Annotated in this window: 21 protein-coding genes and 1 other annotated feature; of the genes, 6 read left to right on the top strand and 15 right to left on the bottom strand. The window is 65.4% G+C overall.

Translation table 11 applies throughout. From position 1 onward, the window contains the following. Nucleotides 1–201: 201 nt before the first annotated feature. The 7 genes from sfsA to K5554_RS05540 all read right to left on the bottom strand — a co-directional run bounded on the left by sfsA (nucleotide 202) and on the right by K5554_RS05540 (nucleotide 5,761). The gene (gene sfsA / locus K5554_RS05570) at nucleotides 202–918 is read right to left on the bottom strand and encodes a DNA/RNA nuclease SfsA (protein WP_221040150.1); all 717 of its coding nucleotides are present in this window, start codon (nucleotides 916–918) and stop codon (nucleotides 202–204) included. Between the two features lie 47 nt (nucleotides 919–965). Continuing rightward, nucleotides 966–1,922 (bottom strand): ArsA family ATPase, encoded by a 957-nt coding sequence (locus K5554_RS05565; protein WP_221040149.1) that lies wholly within the window; start codon nucleotides 1,920–1,922, stop codon nucleotides 966–968. Between the two features lie 601 nt (nucleotides 1,923–2,523). Then, complete coding sequence (locus K5554_RS05560; RefSeq protein WP_221040148.1) at nucleotides 2,524–2,814, bottom strand: hypothetical protein; 291 nt, start codon at nucleotides 2,812–2,814, stop codon at nucleotides 2,524–2,526. 61 nt (nucleotides 2,815–2,875) lie between these two features. Beyond that, a complete protein-coding gene (locus K5554_RS05555) occupies nucleotides 2,876–3,196 on the bottom strand; it encodes a hypothetical protein (RefSeq protein ID WP_221040147.1) in 321 nt (106 codons plus the stop codon). A 147-nt stretch (nucleotides 3,197–3,343) separates the two neighbouring features. Then, nucleotides 3,344–3,568, bottom strand: coding sequence for a DUF2642 domain-containing protein (locus K5554_RS05550; RefSeq protein ID WP_221040146.1), 225 nt, complete (start codon nucleotides 3,566–3,568; stop codon nucleotides 3,344–3,346). Between the two features lie 38 nt (nucleotides 3,569–3,606). After that, a complete protein-coding gene (locus K5554_RS05545) occupies nucleotides 3,607–4,656 on the bottom strand; it encodes a YafY family protein (protein ID WP_221040145.1) in 1,050 nt (349 codons plus the stop codon). 55 nt (nucleotides 4,657–4,711) lie between these two features. Then, complete coding sequence (locus K5554_RS05540; protein ID WP_221040144.1) at nucleotides 4,712–5,761, bottom strand: AbrB family transcriptional regulator; 1,050 nt, start codon at nucleotides 5,759–5,761, stop codon at nucleotides 4,712–4,714. Nucleotides 5,762–5,984: 223 nt separating this feature from the next. On the opposite strand from K5554_RS05540, the gene K5554_RS05535 reads away from it, so the two are divergent. Both K5554_RS05535 and K5554_RS05530 read left to right on the top strand, forming a co-directional pair. Beyond that, a complete protein-coding gene (locus K5554_RS05535; protein ID WP_221040143.1) occupies nucleotides 5,985–8,135 on the top strand; it encodes a cell division FtsA domain-containing protein in 2,151 nt (716 codons plus the stop codon). Nucleotides 8,136–8,198: 63 nt separating this feature from the next. Then, the gene (locus tag K5554_RS05530) at nucleotides 8,199–8,858 is read left to right on the top strand and encodes a CoA pyrophosphatase (RefSeq protein ID WP_221040142.1); all 660 of its coding nucleotides are present in this window, start codon (nucleotides 8,199–8,201) and stop codon (nucleotides 8,856–8,858) included. 121 nt (nucleotides 8,859–8,979) lie between these two features. Here the strand turns inward: K5554_RS05530 and amrS are convergent, their stop codons facing one another. The 3 genes from amrS to rocF are packed head-to-tail and all read right to left on the bottom strand — an operon-like array spanning nucleotide 8,980 to nucleotide 12,278. Beyond that, complete coding sequence (gene amrS / locus K5554_RS05525; protein ID WP_221040141.1) at nucleotides 8,980–9,972, bottom strand: AmmeMemoRadiSam system radical SAM enzyme; 993 nt, start codon at nucleotides 9,970–9,972, stop codon at nucleotides 8,980–8,982. Beyond that, complete coding sequence (gene amrA / locus K5554_RS05520) at nucleotides 9,972–11,375, bottom strand: AmmeMemoRadiSam system protein A (protein WP_221040140.1); 1,404 nt, start codon at nucleotides 11,373–11,375, stop codon at nucleotides 9,972–9,974. Before amrA ends, amrS begins: the two co-directional genes overlap by 1 nt. 12 nt (nucleotides 11,376–11,387) lie before the next feature. Beyond that, entirely contained in the window at nucleotides 11,388–12,278 is an 891-nt protein-coding gene (rocF, locus tag K5554_RS05515; RefSeq protein ID WP_221040139.1) for an arginase, read from the bottom strand. Nucleotides 12,279–12,418: 140 nt separating this feature from the next. Further along, nucleotides 12,419–12,656, top strand: a binding site (T-box leader). A 112-nt stretch (nucleotides 12,657–12,768) separates the two neighbouring features. Here rocF and ilvD point away from each other — a divergent pair. From ilvD to K5554_RS05495, 4 genes are all read left to right on the top strand, one after another. After that, nucleotides 12,769–14,439: a dihydroxy-acid dehydratase gene (gene ilvD, locus K5554_RS05510; protein ID WP_221040138.1), complete on the top strand. Its 1,671-nt coding sequence runs from the start codon at nucleotides 12,769–12,771 to the stop codon at nucleotides 14,437–14,439. Nucleotides 14,440–14,465: 26 nt separating this feature from the next. Next, nucleotides 14,466–15,518 carry a TRAP transporter substrate-binding protein gene (locus K5554_RS05505; RefSeq protein WP_221040137.1) on the top strand — a complete coding sequence of 351 codons (1,053 nt, stop codon included), beginning with the start codon at nucleotides 14,466–14,468 and terminating at the stop codon, nucleotides 15,516–15,518. A gap of 95 nt (nucleotides 15,519–15,613) precedes the next feature. Beyond that, nucleotides 15,614–16,111 (top strand): TRAP transporter small permease, encoded by a 498-nt coding sequence (locus K5554_RS05500; protein WP_221040136.1) that lies wholly within the window; start codon nucleotides 15,614–15,616, stop codon nucleotides 16,109–16,111. After that, nucleotides 16,108–17,370, top strand: a complete 1,263-nt coding sequence (locus K5554_RS05495; protein WP_221040135.1) for a TRAP transporter large permease — start codon at nucleotides 16,108–16,110, stop codon at nucleotides 17,368–17,370. Before K5554_RS05500 ends, K5554_RS05495 begins: the two co-directional genes overlap by 4 nt. On the opposite strand, the gene K5554_RS05490 is transcribed toward K5554_RS05495, so the two are convergent. The 5 genes from K5554_RS05490 to rplM form a co-directional block, all read right to left on the bottom strand. Next, nucleotides 17,371–17,742: an EamA family transporter gene (locus tag K5554_RS05490; RefSeq protein WP_221040134.1), complete on the bottom strand. Its 372-nt coding sequence runs from the start codon at nucleotides 17,740–17,742 to the stop codon at nucleotides 17,371–17,373. 15 nt (nucleotides 17,743–17,757) lie between these two features. Further along, nucleotides 17,758–18,720 carry a biotin--[acetyl-CoA-carboxylase] ligase gene (locus K5554_RS05485; RefSeq protein WP_221040133.1) on the bottom strand — a complete coding sequence of 321 codons (963 nt, stop codon included), beginning with the start codon at nucleotides 18,718–18,720 and terminating at the stop codon, nucleotides 17,758–17,760. Nucleotides 18,721–18,775: 55 nt separating this feature from the next. Continuing rightward, complete coding sequence (locus K5554_RS05480; RefSeq protein WP_221040132.1) at nucleotides 18,776–19,492, bottom strand: N-acetylmuramoyl-L-alanine amidase; 717 nt, start codon at nucleotides 19,490–19,492, stop codon at nucleotides 18,776–18,778. A gap of 131 nt (nucleotides 19,493–19,623) precedes the next feature. After that, nucleotides 19,624–20,016, bottom strand: coding sequence for a 30S ribosomal protein S9 (rpsI, locus tag K5554_RS05475; RefSeq protein WP_221040131.1), 393 nt, complete (start codon nucleotides 20,014–20,016; stop codon nucleotides 19,624–19,626). 30 nt (nucleotides 20,017–20,046) lie between these two features. Next, nucleotides 20,047–20,463, bottom strand: a complete 417-nt coding sequence (rplM, locus tag K5554_RS05470) for a 50S ribosomal protein L13 (protein WP_370636968.1) — start codon at nucleotides 20,461–20,463, stop codon at nucleotides 20,047–20,049. Nucleotides 20,464–20,498: the final 35 nt, after the last annotated feature.

Here is a 20,498-nt window from a genome sequence, read left to right as displayed (position 1 = left end):
ACCCCCCGGCGCAGACCTGACGCTTTACCATTATTGGGTCAGGTATCGCGCCCGACGTGAGAATTCCAACCTACCTGCCCTGCTACCCCAACGCGGGCCGTACCGCCGCAGCGAACCTCCCGGCGCAGACCTGACGCTCTACCTCTGAATGTTTTAGACGCCCGTCGCCCCGATTCCTGCCGCCGCCCGCAGGGGCGCGATTCATTGCGCCCGCCCCAGGACAACCGGTATTTCTTCGATGAGCGTGATAGCCGCACGGGTCACCGAACAGCGAAAGGCCCGCAGCTCGACTCCCGCGGTGGACGCTTCCCAGCAGGCGGCGGCAAATTCCGGGTCCAGCCGCGCGTGGGGCCGAAAGCAGCGGGCATCGGCGCGCTGCACGATGAAGAGGGCCGCGGCCCGGCTGCCGCTCAAGGCAAGCGCCGCCAGGTCGCGCAGGTGGCGGGCGCCGCGGGCGGTGGGTGCATCGGGAAAAAGAGCTGTACCCTCCTTCACCAGGGTACAGCCTTTGACTTCGATGAAGCAATCCGGAAGCCCCGCGCCCCGGAGCAGGAAGTCAAAGCGGCCGTGCCTGGAGCGCGGCTCGGCCTTGACGCTGGAATAGGCGGCAAACGCAGGCCAGGCCCCGGCCGCCAGCGCCCGGGCCACCAGGCGGTTGGGCACGCGGCTGTCCACGGAAACCAGGCCCGCCGGCCCCTCCACCAGGCGCAGGTCGTAGGCCGTGCGCCGTCCCGGCGCGCCGGCGGCAGCCACATACACCGCCGCCCCCGGCAGCAAGAGCTCCTCCAGCCGTCCCGGATCGGGCACGTGCGCCTCTACGGCCGCATCGCCCAGCTCCACCCGGGCCAGGAAACGGTTCGGGCGGGCGACGAGCCGGCCGCGCTGCAGCGGCGGCAACGGCTCAGCTATTTCCGGCACTGCCAATCCCCCCAGCGGCCACCTATTGGGTCAGGTCTCGCGCCCACTTACACTTGCTTGTCGAGGAGGGCCACCACCTGGTCCAGCGCCTGCCGGCCGTAGACATCGCCGGGGAGAAGCGGCAGCCGGGCCAGGATCAGCCCGCGAAATTCGCGCTCAATCTCGGCCAGGTGTTCCTCCTCCAGCTCTTTGCGCCGGCCCCAGAACGCGTCCCCGGCACTGTCCGGAAGCAGGCGGTTGACAATGATGCCGCCCACGGGGATGTGGTTCTTCTGCAGCACCGTAAGCGCCTTTTTCGTCTCGAGAATGGGGAGTTTCTCTGCGTTCACCACGAAAACGAAGGTCGCCTGCTGGTCGTCCACCAGAAAAGCGCGGGCACGGGTGAAACGCGCCCGGCGCCGCTTTAACGTGGCCAGCACGGGATCTTCCCTCTCCGCCTTCTCCTTGAGTTCCACCGCTCCCGCCGCCGCCATGGACAGGAGCCGATTGGCCTTCTCGCGCTGTTTGATCAGACGGTCGATCCAGGCCGCCAAGAGCTCGGGGAGCGAGAGGAGGCGCAGGGTGTGGCCGGTGGGCGCTGTATCGAAGACCACCAGGTCAAACTCGCTTGCCAACCGGTCCAGCATGTCGATAAACTTGTCGAAGACGGCCGCCTCTTCCGAGCCGGGGGCGGCATAGGCCGCCTCCACCTGCCGCTCGATCTCCTCCATGATCACCGGGCTGACCACGTTCTGAAGTTGCTGCTTAACCTCAGCGATGTAACGGGCACTTTCTTTGGCCGGATCGATCTCGTAGCCCCGGAGGCCCGGCGCCAGCTCCCCCTCCTCGGCGATGTGCGTGGCAAAGATATCGCCCAGATTGTGCGCCGGGTCGGTGGACACCACCAGGGTCCGGCGGCCCCGCTGCGCTGCCAGCAGCCCGAACGCCGCCGCGCAAGTAGTCTTGCCTACCCCGCCCTTGCCGCCGAAAAAGACAACCTTCTTGTCCCACCAAGACGCCGCCAAGGTAAGACCCCCTATCTTCAGCCCATTCGCGGACCACTTCACGGCACACCCGGCCCACGCGAGAAACGAGCGTCGGGTTGCCGTGGGGACAGGTCAGGCCCTCCATTCCCGCCCCGAATTGCCGACCTGTCCCTACTGACTCAACTCGAAGCTTCACGGCACACCCGGCTCACGCGAGAAACGAGCGTCGGGTTGCCATGGGGACAGGTCGGGCCCTCCATTTCTACCCCGAATTGCCGACCTGTCCCTACTGACTCAACTCGAAGCTTCACGGCACACCCGGCTCACGCGAGAAACGAGCGTCGGGTTGCCATGGGGACAGGTCGGGCCCTCCATTTCTACCCCGAATTGCCGACCTGTCCCTACTGACTCAACTCGAAGCTTCACGGCACACCCGGCCCACGCGAGAAACGAGCGTCGGGTTGCCATGGGGACAGGTCGGGCCCTCCATTTCTACCCCGAATTGCCGACCTGTCCCTACTGACTCAACTCGAAGCTTCACGGCACACCCGGCCCACGCGAGAAACGAGCGTCGGGTTGCCATGGGGACAGGTCGGGCCCTCCATTTCTACCCCGAATTGCCGACCTGTCCCCTTACCTCTTAACAGCACCAGTCGTGCTTCCCGAACTTCTCGGCCACCACGCTCTTGCGCTCCAAGATGCGCCTTTCCCAGCCCTCCAGCTCCTCCGCCAGATAAGGCAGCAGCTCGATGCTGTAATAGGAGGTGGGAACCGGTACGCCGATGAGATCGGCGAAGCAAAGGAGAAGAAAGGTATCGTTCTCCTCGAAAGCCTCCTTGCGCAGCACCGCCACGGCGCGTTCGCGGAAATCAAAGGATCCTTTGAGCACGCCGCGGACATTGGCCCAAAAATCCTGCCACGAACCTGCCACGGCTCTTCCCTCCTGAGCAGAACTACAAGGCAAACGGCCCGGCATCCCGGGCCGCAGCTGGCTAAGAACAGGTGGGCTCTTTTTCTCCGGTAAGTTCCTGGAACTTCCCCTGCCAGTAGCTAAAACGCTCCTCCATGCGCCCCAGCAGCTTCTGGTCGGCCGGCGTGGCGAAACCACTGGCTACCTTCTCGCGCGCCCGGGTCAGGTAGTTCCCGTAAACGGTAAGTCCCTGGGAAAACAAGGCCTTGGCGTATTCGGCGCGTTCCTTCTCATGGGGCCAGGGAGACTTCTGCCACTCACGCAGCACCGCCTTCAAGAGGTCAAAGAACTTCTCCCCGTCCCGGTACAGGTTTACTTGGACGTCCAGGTCAGCGAGAGCCACCTGTACAACCCCCTTGTCTTGTATTCGCCGCTTAACCGGATCTCAAATTTATTATGTAGTTTCCACATTCATAAGAAGAATTCCTCCCGGCTTCGACAAAAGTTGTTGCTGCGGCAAGCAGAAAACCCGGGATTGTCCCGGGTTCTATTACATCGCCCGCACAAAGGCGATGGCCGCCAGGCGAACGTGGTAGCGGGCGGACGGCGTCTGAATGAGGATGTGATCGGGGAAGGCGTCGACCAGGGTACCCTGTACCGTCCCGGCCCAAGTGGCCGCATCCACCACCTGCCCCACCAAGGCACGCATGTGGTCGTTGAAAACCAGATCGGCCGGGCTGTACGCCTCGTACCCGGGCCCGTACCTTTCCGTCATAAGGCTCCCCCCTCGTCAGGGTTCCTTCCAGGAGTAGTCTATTCCGGCCGGCCTGAAAACGTGTCGGGAGCCGGAGGCGATGCAGCGCAGCCGGCGTATTTTTGCGCCAGGAGGGCCACTTCGCGGGCCACCGCCCGGCGCAGCTCCTCCGGAGCCAGCACCTCGGCGTGGGAGCCAAACCCCAGCACCCAGCGTTTTACCTCCTCCAGGCCGCTCACCGTGACTTTAAAGAGCAGGGACCCGTCCGCAAGGACGGTGAGCTCCTGGCTGGGGTGCCACTGCCGTTCTCGGATCCAGCGCGCCTGCACGGCATCAAAACTGATCATCACTTTTCGGAGCTCGCCCCCGCGTTCGATGCCCAGGCTGTGACCCAGGTACTCCTTCAGGGAAAAGTCCGCGGGCGGCTGAAACTTATGGCCCGTGGGTCGCAGGGACCTGATCCGGTCCAAGGCGAAGATGCGCACCTCTTTCCGGGTATGGCAGTAGGCGATCAGGTACCAGGCGCCCTGGTGGCAGCGCAGATGATAAGGATCCACCAGCCGCCGGCTCTGGGCGTTCCGGCTGGCTGTGTAGTAGATTATGTCCATGGTCTCACGCCCCTGGATGGCCTGCACCAGCTGTTGAAAGCACGCTGCCAAGGCCTCCTCTTCCCCGCGCAGCGGCTCCACGTCAAAGGAGAGGAACTCGTCCACCTCGGCGAGGTCCACCTCGACGCCGTCCGGGAGGAGGGTCTGGATCTTGGCGAAGGCCCGGGCAATGGCCGCCTCATACGGCGTGCCCTTGTACTGGCACAGGAGCTTCTGCCCCAGGTAGAGGGCCACCACCTCACCTTCCGTGAGCTTCAGGCGCGGCATGCTGAAACTGTCGTTGGTGTAAAAGTAGCCCCGCCGCTTGAAATCGTACTTAAGGGGGGCGCCCAAGCGATCGCGCAGGAACTCCAGGTCGCGTTCAATGGTGCGGGTGCTCACCTCCAAGCACCTGCTCAGTGCCGGAACGTTCGGATAACGTTTCTGCCGGATCAACTGGTCAATTTTGTGTAAGCGGAAGAGGCTGTGCCGCTCGATGTTCAGGGCCTGACCTGCCGGCATGTGCGCCCACCTCCCTTTCCAAGCTTTACATTCTCCCCCCCGGCTGGAATTCCTGCTACCAGAGCGGCAGGCGCAGAAGGAGCGGCAGAATCCCGAGGATACTCAGCAGCCGCGCCAGCTGGAGCAGGCTCACCTTAAGCGGGTCGGCGCCCAGTTCACAGGCCAGGATGAAAAACTGTGTGACGCCGCCCGGGGCCGCAGCCAAAAGGCAGGTAAGAGAATCCCAGCCGGTGAGGCGCCGCAGCACGGCGGCCAGGACCAGCCCCGAACCGATCAACGCGGCGGTGCTGGTGAGAACAGGGCCGGCCATACCCCACGTCTGCGCCAGCGCTTCGGGAGTAAAGCTCAGCCCTACCAGGCCGCCGATGCCCACCTGGGCCCACACGCGCAGGTCCTGCGGGAGGGGGCTGAGCTCACGGTAGAAGCTCGAGGTAAGCCCCACGGCGAGGAGCGCTCCCAAAAGCCCGGCGGCCGGCCAGTTGAGGTACTGCCCGATGCCGCCGCCCACTGCCCCCGTAAGGAGCGTGGCGAGGGCGGGGCACCCCCAGGCCGGGCCCACCGCCGCCGGCTCCGCCTCCCCGTCCGGCAGCTGGCCTGTGGCCCGGCGCGCCGCCAGGAAGGGAATCACCATCAGAATGCCCAAAAGGCGCATGATTTGCAGCACCGCCACCACCAGGGCGTCGGCATCCAGGCTGAGGGCCAGCATGCTCATCTCCGCCACTCCCCCGGGTGCCGCCCCCAGAACGGCCGTCACGGGGGTGACCTCCGTGAGCTTAAGAAACACCAGGCCCACCAGAAAGCAGCTCGCCAGCATCCAGCCGGAGACGAGGAACGCCGGCCCGGCCAGCCGCCGCAGGCTGGCCGGCGTGTCCTTTTTAAACCGCAGGCCGATGAAGGTACCGAGGATGATCTGCAGCACCAGTTTCAAAGCCCACGGCACGTGTTCCAGCCGCAGGCCCAGCACCTGAGCTACGCCTACAGCGGCAATGGCGCCCAGGAGACTCGCCGCCGGCACCTGCAGACGCTCGAACACGCGCCAACCTACCCAGCCCAGGAAGTACAGGCCGGCGCTGTCGCGCACCGCCAGCCAGAGCCCCTCCCCCATTCCCCGGCCTTCCTCCTCTGTAGTCACATGCGAGAATAATACTACGTTTCCCCCCGCTCCTCCTTCTCCGGGGTCAGGTATCAACTTCTCACGGTTTTTATCATATCTGCAACAGCGTTGTCACCTCTGTCCGGCACGAGCGACATAAATACGCCGCCGCAACCTTCTCCGGCAGGAAACGGGAAGAAAGATGGCGAAATCTGATGAATGAGGTGGTCGAGGCATGCCCGCACAAACGCCGGCTGATAAGGAAGTCTTTGCCCTGGACATCGGCACCCGCACCATTGTGGGACTTATTCTCGCACAAACCCCGAAGGGGCTTCACATCCGCGCGGCGGAAGTGTTCGAGCACACCAGCCGCGCCATGTACGACGGCCAGGTACACGACGTAGCCGCAGTGGCAGAGGGAGTGCGCAAGGTGAAAACGGCCCTGGAACGGCGCCTTAAGCACCCGCTTACCCGGGCCGCCGTGGCCGCCGCCGGCCGGGCCCTCAAGACAGCGCGCGGGGAGGCACAGCGGGAAAAGAGCGCCTCCCAGGAGGTGACGCCGGCCGATGTGCGCGCCCTGGAGCTGGAGGCGCTCCGGGCAGCGCAGGAGTCCCTGGCCCGCAACGAAGGGCAGGCGGCTGCCGCCGGTTATTTCTGCGTGGGTTACAGCGTCACCCAGTACATACTAGAAGGCGCCCCCATCAGCGAGCTCACGGGGCAGTTCGGTCGTGAGATCGGCCTCAGCCTCATCGCCACCTTCCTCCCCCGGGTGGTGGTCGACAGCCTGTTCGCCGTCCTGCGCCGGGCCGGTCTGGAGGCAGCCAGCCTCACCCTGGAGCCGATCGCCGCCGCCGAGGTGAGCATCCCCCCCGGCATGCGCCAGCTCAACCTGGCCCTGGTCGACATTGGCGCCGGCACCTCGGACATCGCCCTGGTGCGGCGCGGCAACATCTACGCCTACGCCATGGTGCCGGTGGCCGGGGACGAAATCACCGATGCCCTCTGCCAGCGTTTTCTTCTCGATTTCACCGCCGGGGAAGCAGTAAAACGGCAGCTCAGCACCGCCGACACGGTTACCTTTACCGATATCCTCGGCCAGAAACAGGAGCCGGCGGCGGGCACCGTGGTGCGCGAGCTGGCCCCGGCCATCGACAACCTGGCCGGCCAGATAGCTGCAGAAATCCTCTCCCTTAACGGCCGCGCGCCTGACGCCGTCCTCCTGGTGGGCGGCGGCAGCCTTACCCCTACCCTGCCCGCGGCCCTGGCCCGAGCGCTGGAGCTGCCGGAAAACCGGGTGGGCCTCCGGGGCCGCGAGACCATTGCCGCCGTGAGCGGGCAGGCAAAGAAGCTCAGTGGGCCGCAGGCGGTGACACCCATCGGCATCGCCGTCACCGCCCTGAAGGGCAGCCCGCTCCACTTCCTTAAGGCCAGCGTAAACGGCCAGCCGGTCTACCTCTGGAACCTGGCCGGCCAAACGGTGGCCCAGGCACTGCTGGCGGCCGGCACCACCTGGAACCGCCTCTTCGGGCGCCCGGGCCTCGCCCTCACGGTGGAGGTTAATGGGGAGCTCACCGTGATTCCGGGTGGGCAGGGCGAGCCGGCCACCATTCGTGTCGATGGGGAGCCGGCCGACCTGGATACGCCGCTTACGGAAGGTGCCCGGGTGGAATTCGCGCCGGGTGCCGACGGCCGGAATGCACAGGCCACGGCCGGGGACCTGGCCGGAGCCGCGCGCTTTTACCGGCTCAACGGGACGGACACGCCTTTTCCGCCGCGCCTAACGGTAAACGGGCTCCCGGCCGATCCGGCGACACCGGTTCCCGACCGCGCCCGGGTGGGCATACTATGGCAGCGGCCGGCCCGTGAACTCCTCCTTTTGGCAGGGGTGCCGGCCGAACAGCTGGTAGAAGAGGATTTCCCCTTCCTGCTCGGCGGCCGGCGCTGTACTTTACCCTTTTCCCCGTGCCGCCTGAGCATCAACGGGCGGGCAGCCGGGTTGAAAGACCTGGTGCGCCCGGGTGACGCTCTGGATTACACCCTGGCGGAGGCAGCTCCCAGCGTGGGCATGGCCCTGGCGGGGCGCATCGCGCCGGTGCCGCCTGTTACGGTAAGCGTCAACGGCCAGCGGGTGAACCTGCCCGGGAGCGGCACCACCATCCTGGTGAACGGCCGCCCGGCACGGCTCCAAGACCCCTTGCCGCGCGGGGCGGCCATCAGCCTGGTACCCGGCCGCAGCACAGCCATCTTGAGCGACCTCTTCGCCCTGGTGGACGTGAAAAAGAACGCCCAGCCCGGTGCCCGCCTCGTCATGACCGTAAACGGCGAGCCGGCCGACTTCACCACGCCGCTCAAGGACGGGGACAAGGTGGAACTCAGTTGGGCCTAATGGAACATCTTTTCCGGCCTGGCAAAAGCAGGCCGTCCCGGGATCTTCAGCGGTTCAGAAGGAGTGATAACCCTGTCGGAACGGCTGAGCCATGACGACCTCGCGGCACGCTTCCGGGGCCGGCGCCGGCAGCTGCTGGATGCCGGGCTGTACACGCGCTCGGCGGTGCTGCTGCCGCTCCTTAAAGATAGCGAGGGCGCCTGGCAGGTGCTCTTTGAAGTGCGGGCGGCGCGCCTGTCCCGCCAGCCGGGCGAAATCTGCTTTCCCGGCGGCCGGGTGGAGGAAGGCGATGCCGACGAAAAAGAAACCGCCTGCCGGGAAACGGCCGAGGAGCTGGGCCTTACCCGGCAGGCAATTACCGTGTGGGGCGAACTGGATTACATAATTACGCCGTTCAACCTTTTCCTTTATCCTTTTGTGGGGGAAATCCGTCCTGCCGGCGAGTTCCGGCCCAATCCCGCCGAGGTGGCGGAGGTATTCACCCTGCCGCTGATCAAGCTGCGCGCCCTTACGCCCGCGACCCACTTCGTCTCCGTAGAGGCCGTGCCGCCGGCCGATTTCCCCTTCGCCAAGATCCCCCACGGCCGCGCCTATCCCTGGCGCACCGGCCTCCTGCCCGAGGTCTTTTACGAGGTCGAGGGCCGCGTTATCTGGGGCCTCACCGCGCGGGTCCTGAAGAACTTTCTTGATCTCGCAGGAGGAAGACCTGCCGGACGTGGTTAACAACGGCCGTCGAAGGATAGAACAAGAAAAGATTGGTTTTTCGGCGCATTTCCTTAACCGGAAACGCTGTTGAAGCGCGTTCTCAAACCCAGGCCAGAGCGAGCAGCAGTGTAGGTCCGGGTCAGCAGGTGACTTCCGTCACCCGGCCGCAGGCGCGGCAGCGGCGGTGCTCAAGGCCGGTCGGCCGGGCGCTGAAGCCGCGGCGTTCGATGAGCAGCGCCCCGCAGCCGGGGCAGTACGTGTTCTGCCCCTTTTCGGTAAGGGCATTGCCGATGTAGACGTAGGCGAGCTTCTCCCGGGCGATTTCCCAGGCGCGTTCCAGCGTGGCCAGGGGAGTGGGGGGAAGCTCCATTTTGTACTGCGGGTAGTAGCGCGTAAGGTGAAGTGGGATGGTGGGCGCAAGTCCCGCTATCCAGCTTACCAGGGCACGGATCTCGTCGGGCGCGTCGTTAAGGCCGGGCACGAGGAGGGTGGTAAGCTCCACGTGGCAGCCGGCACGCACCGCCGTCTCCACGGTTTTGAGCACCGGCTCCAGGCCGCCGTGACACACCCGGCGGTAGTAGTCGCCGGTAAAAGCCTTGACGTCGATGTTCAAAGCATCAATAAAGGGCAAAAGCGCTTCCAGGGGCTCGGGCTGGATAAAGCCGTTCGTCACCAGCACATTCTTGAGGCCCGCCTCCCGCGCCGGGCGCGCGGTATCGAGGACGTACTCGTACCACATGAGGGGCTCGGAGTAGGTGTAGGCGATACCGATGCAGCCGCCTCCTTCGCGCCGGGCCAGGGCCACCGCCTGCTCCGGCCCGAGCCCGCGCGTGGGGGCGTCCTCCTGGGCGATCTCCCAGTTCTGGCAAAAGCTGCACTTAAGGTTGCAGCCGATGGTGCCGAGGGAGAGGACGGTGCGGCCGGGGTAAAAGTGATAGAGGGGCTTTTTCTCCACCGGGTCGAGGGCCACAGAGCTGACGCGGGCGTAGTTGGTGGCGTAGAGCACCCCGGCTTTATTCCGGCGCACGCGGCAGGCGCCGGCCCGCCCGGGCGCAATGCGGCAGTCCTGCGGGCACAGCTCACACTGAACCCTATCCCCTTCCAGCTTGTGCCAGTAAAGCGCTTCTTTCATCAGTAGTACCTCTTCACCTCAAACCGCTCCAGGCTCACCTTGTCGCCCGGTCCCAGCCCGGCCTTCTGCTTGGCGATGGCCACCTGCTCCTCCGCCGTGTCGATCCCTTCCAGGTCGGGAAGGAGCAGGCCGCTCCGCCCGCGCGCCCGCACGATGATACCGTAGCGTTTCGGGTCCAGATCCTGAAGCCCTTTTACCGGCTCCGGCTCGCTCAAGACATCCACCGAGTAGGTGATTTCGGGAAGTTCCTCCGCCTGCACCGGCCAGAAGCGCGGGTCGCGGGTGCCGGCGCTGATGGCGTTCTCGATGATCTCCTCCGCCAGCGTGGGCTGCGTGGGGCCGGTGGTGCCGATGCAGCCCCGCAGCTGCCCGTGCTTCTTCAGCGAAACGAAGGCTCCCGCCCGGCCGGCCAGCTCCGGCGGCAGCGGCGCGGGCACCGGCAGGCGTTTTCCCGTGCGCACGTAATGCTCAAGGCTCTTGCGGGCCAGGCGCACAAAGACACTCTCGTGGGCCCGCCGCTCCTCCACCGCCCGCTCCCGGGCGCCGCGCAGGCGCTGAAGGCGCCTGAGCTCCGGCAGCGCCGCGCCGGGAACGAGCTTCGCCACCAGGTAGCCCACGCCGAAGGGGCCCTCGTACGAGAGCACCTCCGGGCTTACCACGCGCCCGTCCAGGGCACCGGCCATCATCATGAAGCTGCGCCAGCCGCACTCGCCCGCCTTCTCCGCCAGGGCCGGATCGAGTTTGAGCAGGCCTTCCAGGTCCCCTTCCCGCACCTTTTGTACCAACAGCGCGTCGAAGCGCGCCGCCTCAGGGTGGTACCCCGCCGGGGCCTCACGCGTGAGGCGGTGCGAGAGGTCGCCGCTGGCCAGGAAAGCCACCCGCCGCCCGCACTTCTCCGCGGCCCGCGCCACCGCCACACCGAAGGCGTACAGCTCCTCCGGGGGTAAAAACGACATCCCCACCCACACCAGGTGCGCCGCAACGCCGGCGTGCGCCAGGTAGTAAAACGGCACCAGCACCCCGTGGTCGAGCTCCTCCCCGGCCCGCCAGCGGCGCACCTCCTCTCTACCCAGGCCCACCACGGGCACCTTCAGCTCCCCGCCTTCCGCCATAATCGTCCGGGCCAGCTCCAGGTCATTGCCGCGCGTAACCTGCACCTGAGGCGCACCAAAAGCGGCCAGGCCGCCCGTAAGCTCCGGCAGCAGCGACACCGCCACCGCATCTCTAAAAACCGGCCCGTGCGGGCTGGTGATCACCACCGTCTCCGGCGCCGCCGCCTTGAGATCCGCCGCCAGCCGGCGCATGGCACTACAGGTGGCCGTCACCTTCTCGACCTCCGCGCCGCCTACCTCCGGCACGATAATGGGTGGATGAGGGGCAATCCCCGCCCAGACAACGCCCACAACAAAGCCCCCTCAGATGATCTTTTTGCCCAAGGCCGAGGCGATGAGTTCCACCGCCAGTTCCGCCGTCTGGTTGCGGTAGTCCAGAATCGGGTTCACCTCGACCACCTCGAGCGACAGGAGCGCTCCCGTCTCGGCGATGAGCTCCATGGCCAGGTGCGCCTCGCGGTACGTCAGGCCGCCCCGCACCGGCGTCCCTACCCCCGGCGCCTCCAAAGGGTCGAGGGCATCCATGTCCAGGCTCACGGCGATTCCCTCCGTGCCGTCGAGCGCCGCCGCAACAGCCTGCTGCATCACCCGCTTCATGCCCATCTCATCGATGTCCTGCATGGTGAATACCGAGATGCGGGAACGACGCAGGGCATCGCGTTCCTCGGGATCGAGGTCCCGCGCCCCGATGAGGGCCACGTTCTTCTCCTTGGCCTTCGCCACAAAACCGCCGCAGCTCACCAGCCGCTCGTCACCGCGACCCAAGGACGCGGCCAGGGGCATCCCGTGGATGTTACCGCTGGCGGTGGTCTCCGGCGTGTTGAAATCGCCGTGGGCATCGATCCAGATCACACCGCATTCTTTCACCGCCGCCACCCCGGCCAGGGTGCCGATGGCAATGCTGTGGTCCCCGCCCAGCACCAGCGGGAGGTCCCCCGCTTCCACCGCCTCCCGGACCGTTTGCGCCAAAAGCTCGCTCGTCTGCTGGATCTCGGGCAGGTAGCGCAGCCGCGTATCCCCTGCTGTTCGCTCGTCGCGCAGGGAGACAGGGATATTCCCCCGGTCCTGCACGGTGTAGCCCAGGCTCTCCAGGCGCTCCCGCACGCCGGCATAACGGATGGCGCTCGGCCCCATGTCCACACCGCGCCGGTTCGCTCCCAGGTCCTGCGGCACGCCGATGATCTGTACGCGCAAGGTGGCTCCCCCTTTTTGCCTTTATTGTTCCCCTTCATCCAGATTATAGCACGTTGCGGCCGAGCCGGGGGCAGTTTCTCGGCGACAACTTTCTCTTTACAACGGTCGCAAGAGTGATTATAATGGGAGGCAATATAACGCCAACCGCGAGGAAGGGAAAAGTAAGGCCTGCCGCGGCTGGAGAGAGCCGGGGCTTGGTGCAACCCGGTGCCTGGGCCGGCCTGAAAGATCATCCTGGAGCGGCTACCCTGAAAGCTTGCGCCGGTAAGGGCAGACGGCCGGGGCCGTTATCCCCTGGAGATGGGTATACTCTACCCGTCTCGGTGAGGCCGCTGCGGCGAACGAGGGTGGTACCACGGTAGAAACTCCGTCCCTTACCTTAAGGTAGGGGATATTTTTATAACCTATTTGTAGGTAATTCTTGGAAAGAAGCGAATAGGTTGAAGGTAAGGAATGGGGTTTTGTACTACTCGGGAGGGAGGAGAAACAAGTGCGCAGTGATGAAGTCAAGGTGGGGCCGACGCGGGCCGCCCACCGCTCGCTCTTCTACGCCGCAGGTTACACGGAAGAAGAGCTTAAGCGCCCGCTCATCGGAGTGGTGAACGCCCAGAACGAGATCATCCCCGGCCATGTGCACCTGGATACCATCGCTCAGGCGGTGAAGCTGGGGGTGGCCGCGGCCGGGGGCACGCCCATCGAGTTCCCCGCCATCGGCATCTGCGACGGCATTGCCATGGGGCACTCGGGCATGAAGTACCCGCTTCCCAGCCGCGAACTCATCGCCGACTCCATTGAAGCCATGGCGGAAGCGCACAAATTCGACGGGCTTGTACTTATCCCCAACTGCGACAAGATCGTCCCCGCCATGCTGATGGCCGCAGCCCGGCTTAACCTACCGGCAGTGGTGGTCTCGGGCGGGCCGATGCTGGCCGGACGCTGGCAGGGCCGGGACATCAGCGTGACGCAGATGTTCGAAGCCGCCGGGGCACTGGAGGCAGGGCGTATCACCGCCGCCGAGCTTACCGCCATGGAACACGCCGCCTGCCCCGGCTGCGGTTCCTGCGCCGGCATGTTCACCGCCAACACCATGAACTGCCTCACCGAGGTGCTGGGCATGGGCCTTACCGGCAACGGCACCCTGCCGGCCGCCTTCTCCGGCGCCCGCACCGCCCTCGCCAAGCGCGCCGGGATGCGGGTGGTGGAGCTGGTGCAGCAAAACATCCGCCCGCGCGACATCCTGACGCGCGCAGCCTTTGAGAACGCCATCGCCGTGGACATGGCGGTGGGCGGCTCCACCAACACCGTGCTACACCTGCCGGCCATCGCGCGCGAGGCCAAAGTGAAGCTGGACCTGGCCACCTTTGATGCCATCAGCCGGCGCACGCCTTATCTCGCCAGCCTGAGCCCCGCCGGGCCGCACCACATCCAGGACCTGCACGAGGCCGGGGGCCTGCCGGCGATCATGGCGGAGCTGAAGGAACTCGGCCTCATCCACACCGAGTGCCTTACCGTCTCCGGCGAAACCGTGGGCCGGCGCATCGCCGGGGCCAAGGTGCTCAGGCCCGAGGTGATCCGCCCGCTCACGAACCCGCACCGCACCACCGGCGGTATCGCCATCCTGCACGGCAACCTGGCGCCGGACGGCGCAGTGGTGAAAGAAGCCGCCGTGGCCCCGGAGATGCTGGTGCACGAAGGCCCGGCGCGCGTGTTCAACTCGGAGGAAGAGGCCATCGAGGCCATCTTGGGCCGGCGCATCCAGAAGGGTGACGTGGTGGTGATCCGCTACGAAGGGCCGAAGGGCGGGCCGGGCATGCGCGAGATGCTGAACCCCACCGCCGCCATCGCCGGGATCGGCCTGGACAAGGACGTGGCGCTCATTACCGACGGGCGTTTCTCCGGTGCCAGCCGCGGCGCCAGCATCGGCCACGTTTCGCCGGAGGCGCAGGAGGGCGGGCCCATTGCGCTGCTGGCGGAGGGGGACATTGTGAGCATCAACATCCCGGAGCGGCGCCTGGATGTCAAGCTGAGTCAAGAGGAGCTGGCCCGCCGCCGTGCCACCTGGCAGGCACCGGAGCCCAAGGTGAAGTCGGGATACCTCTACCGCTACGCGCTCCTGGTGTCCTCCGCCAGCACGGGGGCCGTCCTCAGGTCCGGGGAGTAGATACCACTATGAAGGAGGAACGCACTATGAAACAGCAGTGGAGAAATCGCATCGTGGTCCTGGGAGCCCTGATCCTGGCCCTGGTCCTCGTCGTCGCCGGCTGCAGCCGGCCGCAGCAACCGGCCGGGCAGAAGCCGGCCGAAAGTCAGGGCGGCCAGGGGCAGGCCGCCGACCGGCCCCGCACCCTGCGCCTGGCCCACGTGGTGAACGAGAAGGACGGCTTCCATGTGGCCGCGACCAAGTTCAAGGAGCTGGTGGAACAGAAAACCGGCGGCCAAGTGAAGATCGAGATCTACCCCAACGCCACCCTGGGCGACGAGCGCACCCTTCTCGAAGGCATGCAGATGGGCACCGTGGACATGGGCGTCATCACCGACGGCCCCATCGCCAACTTCCTGCCGGAGATCGCCGCTTTCGAGCTGCCCTTCCTCTTTAAGTCCCGCGAGGAAGCCTACCAGGTCCTGGACGGCTCAGTGGGGCAGGAGGTGCTGAACAACCTCTCCAAAGTAAACCTCAAGGGCCTGGCCTTCGCCGAGCGCGGCTTCCGTAACCTCACCAACTCCAAGCGCCCCGTGAACAGGCCGGAAGACGTAAAGGGCCTCAAGATCCGCGTCATGGAAAACCCGGTTTATATCGATACCTTCAAGGCCCTGGGCGCCAACGCCGTGCCCATGGCCTGGACGGAGGCCCTCACCGCGCTGCAGCAAGGTACCATCGACGGGCAGGAGAACCCTGTTAACGTGATCTACGCCTTCAAACTGTACGAAACCCAGAAGCACCTGGCCCTCACCCGGCACACCTACGCCCCGGCCACCATCATGATGAGCCAGCAGGTGTGGAGCTCCTTCCCGGCCGATGTGCAGCAGGTACTGGTGGCTGCCGCCAAAGAAGCCGCTGCCTACGAGCGCCGGTGGAACGCGGAGCAGGAGGAAGGCCAGCTCAAGGAGCTAAAAGACAAGGGCATGCAGATCACCGAGCCCGACGCCGCACCTTTCCAGGCCGCCGTGCAGTCCGTATACGAGAAGAACCAAGACAAGTACGGCGCCCTAGTAACCAAAATCCAAGAGGCGCTCAAGTAAGAGCGCGCCGCCCGCGCAGGGCCGCAGGGCAGCCGCCCGCAGCCCCGCCCGGTTCCCTGGTTCCCATCGCCTTATCCCCGAAGGGAGTGAACCTCATGCCCGCCACATCGTTCCTGGCGCGTCTCAGCGACCTGGCCGACCGGGTGATGTGCCGCCTGGTCTTCTTGGCCCTGGCGGCCCTCACCCTTACCATTACCCTCCAGATAGCCGCCCGCATCTTTTTCAGTGCCTTGCCCTGGACGGAGGAACTCTCACGCTACCTCCTCGTCTTCAGCACCTTCGGCGGGGCCAGCCTGGCTTACAAACGCGGCAATCACATCGCCGTGACCTTTCTCATCGGCTTCGCGCGCGGGAAGTTGCGCGAGCTCTGCGGCGCCGTAGTCCAGCTCTTGTCCCTTTCCTTTTTTCTCCTCGCCATCCGCTCCAGCGTGCAGCTCATAACCCTGCAGATTTACCAAACCTCTCCGGCCCTGGGCCTGCCCATGCGCCTGGTGTACCTGGCGCTGCCGCTGGGCTTCGCCACCATGGCCCTCCACGCCCTCACGGAGCTGGCCGCCTGCTGCCGCCGGGCCTTAGGGGGTGAAGCTGCGTGATCGGCCTTCTCTTCGGCAGCTTCGGCCTGCTCCTTCTTCTCGGGGTGCCCATTGCCGTAAGCATCGGCCTGGCCTCTTACCTGGTGCTCAGCCAAGGCCACCTGCCCCCTGTTCTTATCGCCCAGCGCATGTTCGCCGGCGCCGACTCCTTCCCTTTGGTGGCCGTCCCCTTCTTTATCCTGGCCGGCGACCTCCTCGCCAAAGGCAAAGTTTCTGAAAAACTCGTGGAATTCGGCGACGCCGTCCTGGGTTTCCTGCGCGGCGGCCTCTGGCTGGTTTCCGTGGCGGCCTCCATGTTCTTCGCCGCCATCTCCGGCTCGGGCGCCGCCACCACTGCCGCCGTCGGCACACCGCTCGTGCCGGAGCTGAAGAAAAAGGAGTATGACGAAGCCACCTCCGCCGCCCTCATCGCTGCAGCTGGAACCATCGGCGTCGTCATACCGCCTTCTGTGCCTATGGTGCTTTACTGTGTCATCGCCGACCAGTCGGTGGCGCGCCTTTTCCTCAACGGCTTTATTCCGGGCGTTCTTATGGGCCTTTCCCTCATCGGCCTCGCCCTGGTCAAGGCCTACCGGGACAACTACCCGCGCGGTGCCGCCTTCTCCCTGACCAACATCTGGCGCACCTTCAAAGGCGCGTTTTGGGGGCTGCTCACCCCGGCCTTCATCCTGGGCGGTATCTTCTCCGGGTATTTCACACCCTCCGAGGCCGCCGTGATCGCTGTGGACTACTCGCTTTTCGTGGCCGTCTTTGTCTACCGCGATCTTAAGTGGAAGGACATCTACCACATCATCGTCAATTCGGCCGTCACCATGTCGGTGGTAATGTTTATCATCGCCACCTCCAGCATTCTGAGCTGGGTTCTCGCCAACTGGCAGATCCCTACCCTCATCGCCCGCTCCATCCTGGCGCTGTCCCAGAACAAGTACGTGATCATCTTCTTTATTGACCTGATCATCCTCATCGCCGGGGTATTCATGGAGACGGCCTCGGCCCTCATCATCCTCACGCCGGTTTTCCTGCCGCTGGTGAACCAGCTGGGGGTAAACCTCCTGCACTTCGGTCTCCTTGTGGTGGTAGGTCTGGCCATCGGCATGATCACGCCGCCCGTGGCCATCAACCTCTATGTAGCCAGCACTGTGACCGGGCTCTCGCTGGAGAAGATCAGCCAGGCTGTGGCGCCGTTTCTCCTCGGCCTCATCGCAGTGTTCTTCCTCCTTACTTACCTGCCGCTCTTCATCCCGGCTCTCATCCTTTAGCTACGAGCGACCGATCAGGATGACACCGGCGATGATGGCCGCCACCCCGCCCAGGCGCCAGGCGGAGATGCTCTCGCCCAGCACGAAGTGCGAGAGGAAAAGAACAAAGACGTAGCCCAGGCCGACCAAAGGGTAAGCCAGGCTGAGCTCTACACGGGAAAGAACGATGAGCCAGAAAACGGCACTGGCCACAAACCCGGCCAGGCCGGCCAGAAGGTAACCGTTCGTCACGACGCGCAGCGCGAGGGCCGCAAGGCCCGCCGGCGAAAGCTCCAACCGCCCCGCCCCTCTAAGCCCCAGTTTGAGCAGCAGCTGCGCCAGCGAGCTCAGCGCCACCGAACCGATGAGCAGGAGCCAGACCTTGACGTTCATGGATCTTCCCCCGTACTACCGGAGACTTACGTCCCCGCTCAAGATGCGGACGAGGTCTCCGGTTTCTGTCTCGAGAAGCAGGGCGCCCTCGCGGTCGATGTTTCGCGCCAGGCCGCTCACGGTAAAGGTGGGTGCGGTTACAGTGACGCGCCGGCCCAAGGTGACGGAGAGTTCGCGCCACCGGCTGCGCAGGGCCTCGGCCTCTCCCGGCAGCCGGTCGTACCAGAATTCGAACCGTTCGAGAAAAGCCTGCAGGAGTTCCCGCCGCGACACGCTCTCCCCGCGTTCCTGGTAGAGCGAGGTGGCCAAGGCAGCCAGCTCCCCCGGAAAAGAAGGCGTGTTCACATTGATGCCGATGCCCAGGATAACGTACAGCACCACGTCCTGCTCGGCGCTCAGCTCCATAAGGATACCGGCCACCTTGCGGCCGCCGATGAGAAGGTCGTTCGGCCACTTGATGCCGGCCGTAAGGCCCGTCACACGGCGGATGGCCTCCGCCCCGGCTACCGCAGCCGTAAGGGTGAGGAGCGGCGCCTGGCTGGGGAGAAAAGCGGGCCGCAGAAGGAGCGAGGCCCAGATTCCCACCCGGGGCGGCGAAGACCAGGCCCGGCCCCGGCGGCCGCGCCCGCTCTTTTGTTCCTCGGCCACCACGAGCGTGCCTTCCGGTGCGCCCCGCTCCGCCAGATCCTTAGCGACGTCGTTGGTGGAGGTGATGGTTTCAAAATGGTGCACCGCCTGCCCCAGGCGCGCCGTTTTCAGGCCGTGGCGCACCTCCGCCGGCAGGAGTTTGTCCGGCCGGGCCAGCAGCCGGTAGCCCAGGCGCGGGTGGGCTTCGATGTCATAGCCGCTCTGCCTGAGGTCATTTATGTACTTCCACACTGCCGTGCGCGACACCCTGAGTGCCCGGCTGATTTCCTCCCCCGACGTATACCCGCCCTTTTCCCCGGCCAAAAGCGCGAGCAGGGCGTCCTGGTCCATGGCTACCACCTCGCCCCGATTGTAACAGCCGGTTGAGGCCCTGTCAAGGCAGGCTTTACTCCCTTCCCCCGCCGCGCAGGAAGGCCACCGTCCCGGCGAAAATGTGCCAGGCCAGCTTTTTCTGGTAAGTAGGGTCGGCTAAAAGCGCCTCTTCCCGGGGATTGGACAAAAAACCGATCTCCACCAAGGCCGCCGGGCAGGGAGCGTTGCGCAGCACGTGGAAATCGCCCTCCTGCACGTCGCGGTAGTTTTCCCCCAACGGCGAGGGCAGCCTTAGGAGCTCGTCCTGAATGCAGCGCGCCAGCCGCGGGCTTGCCGGGTGGTTCGGGTAGTAAAAGGTCTGGGCCCCATACTCATACGCCGAAGGGAAACTGTTCCCGTGGATGCTGAGAAACACAGTAGCCCCCGCGTCCTTGGCCAGGCGCACCCGCGCCCGGAGATCCTCCACCAGGTCCTCGGAAAGCTCCCGGTCGTCGGTGCGCACCAGCAGCACCCGCGCGCCGCTCTGCTGAAAGTACTCCTTGAGATACACGCATACCGGCAGGGTGATGTCCTTCTCCACCACCCCCGCCGGACCGGCTGCGCCGGTGTCGATGCCGCCGTGCCCCGGGTCCAGCACGATGACCTGCGGCGCCAGAACGCGTGCCTCCGCAAACACCCGCTGGCGCGCCCGGCGTTCCGGTGTGGCCAGGGCAGCCAGCACCAACGTAAGCAAAATGGCCGCCGCCAGCCAGCGCCCGCCCTTTTCTGTCCGCTCTCGCCTTCCCAGCACGGTTAACCCTCCCCCTACCGCCCGGCGCTTGCGGGCGAGCCTTTTCGCTACAGCATACTCAGGAGGGCCGGCCTTTAGACCGGCGGCGGCAGGGCAGAAGAAAACCCCGGCTCGCGAGCCGGGGCGGAAGCTTAACGCTTGGAGAACTGGGGCGCACGCCGCGCCTTTTTCAGGCCGTACTTCTTGCGCTCCTTCATCCGCGGGTCGCGGGTGAGGAGGCCCTCCTTCTTCAACGTGGGACGCAGGATCTCATCCACCCTGAGCAGTGCCCGCGCGATGCCGTGCCGTACGGCGCCTGCCTGCCCGGTAATGCCGCCGCCTTCCACTTTGGCGAGAACGTCGAATTTCCCCAGGTTGCCCGTCACCTTGAGGGGCCGTTCCACTATGGTCTGCAGGCTGCGGAGGGGGAAGTACTCCTCCACCGGTTGACCGTTAACCACAAAACGCCCGCTCCCGGGCACCAGCCGTACCCGGGCTACCGATGTCTTGCGCCGCCCGGTGCCGTAGTAAGTGATCCCTGGCATGCCTGTCTCTCTCCTCCTTTCCCCGTCCGCTTAAAAGCTCCAGACCTCTGGTTTCTGGGCGTGGTGCGGGTGTTCCGACCCGCTGTACACCTTGAGCTTCTTGGCCATGGCACGACCGAGTCGGTTGTGGGGCAGCATGCCCTTTACCGCCATCTCAACGGCCAGCTCCGGCCGCTTGGCCATAAGTTCCCGGTACTTGGTCCGCTTCAGTCCACCGGGATACCCCGTGTAGCGCACCCATTCCTTCTGCTCGGCCTTGCGCCCGGTGAGCACCACCTTGTCGGCATTGACAACGATCACATGATCCCCCGTGTCGATAAAGGGGGTAAAGGTAGGCTTGTGCTTGCCGCGCAGGATGTGGGCCGCTTGAACCGCCAGCCGGCCGAGGGGCTTCCCGGCACCATCGAGAACATACCACTTGCGCTGTATTTCCGCGGGTTTGGCCATATAGCTTTTCACTTTACTTTCCTCCCGCTACGGAG

The sequence above is a fragment of the Gelria sp. Kuro-4 genome (genome assembly GCF_019668485.1).
Taxonomy (GTDB): domain Bacteria; phylum Bacillota; class DTU030; order DUMP01; family DUMP01; genus DUMP01.
The sequence above is the reverse complement of the archived record's forward strand: the minus strand, read 5'-3'. Positions and strand labels throughout refer to the sequence as shown.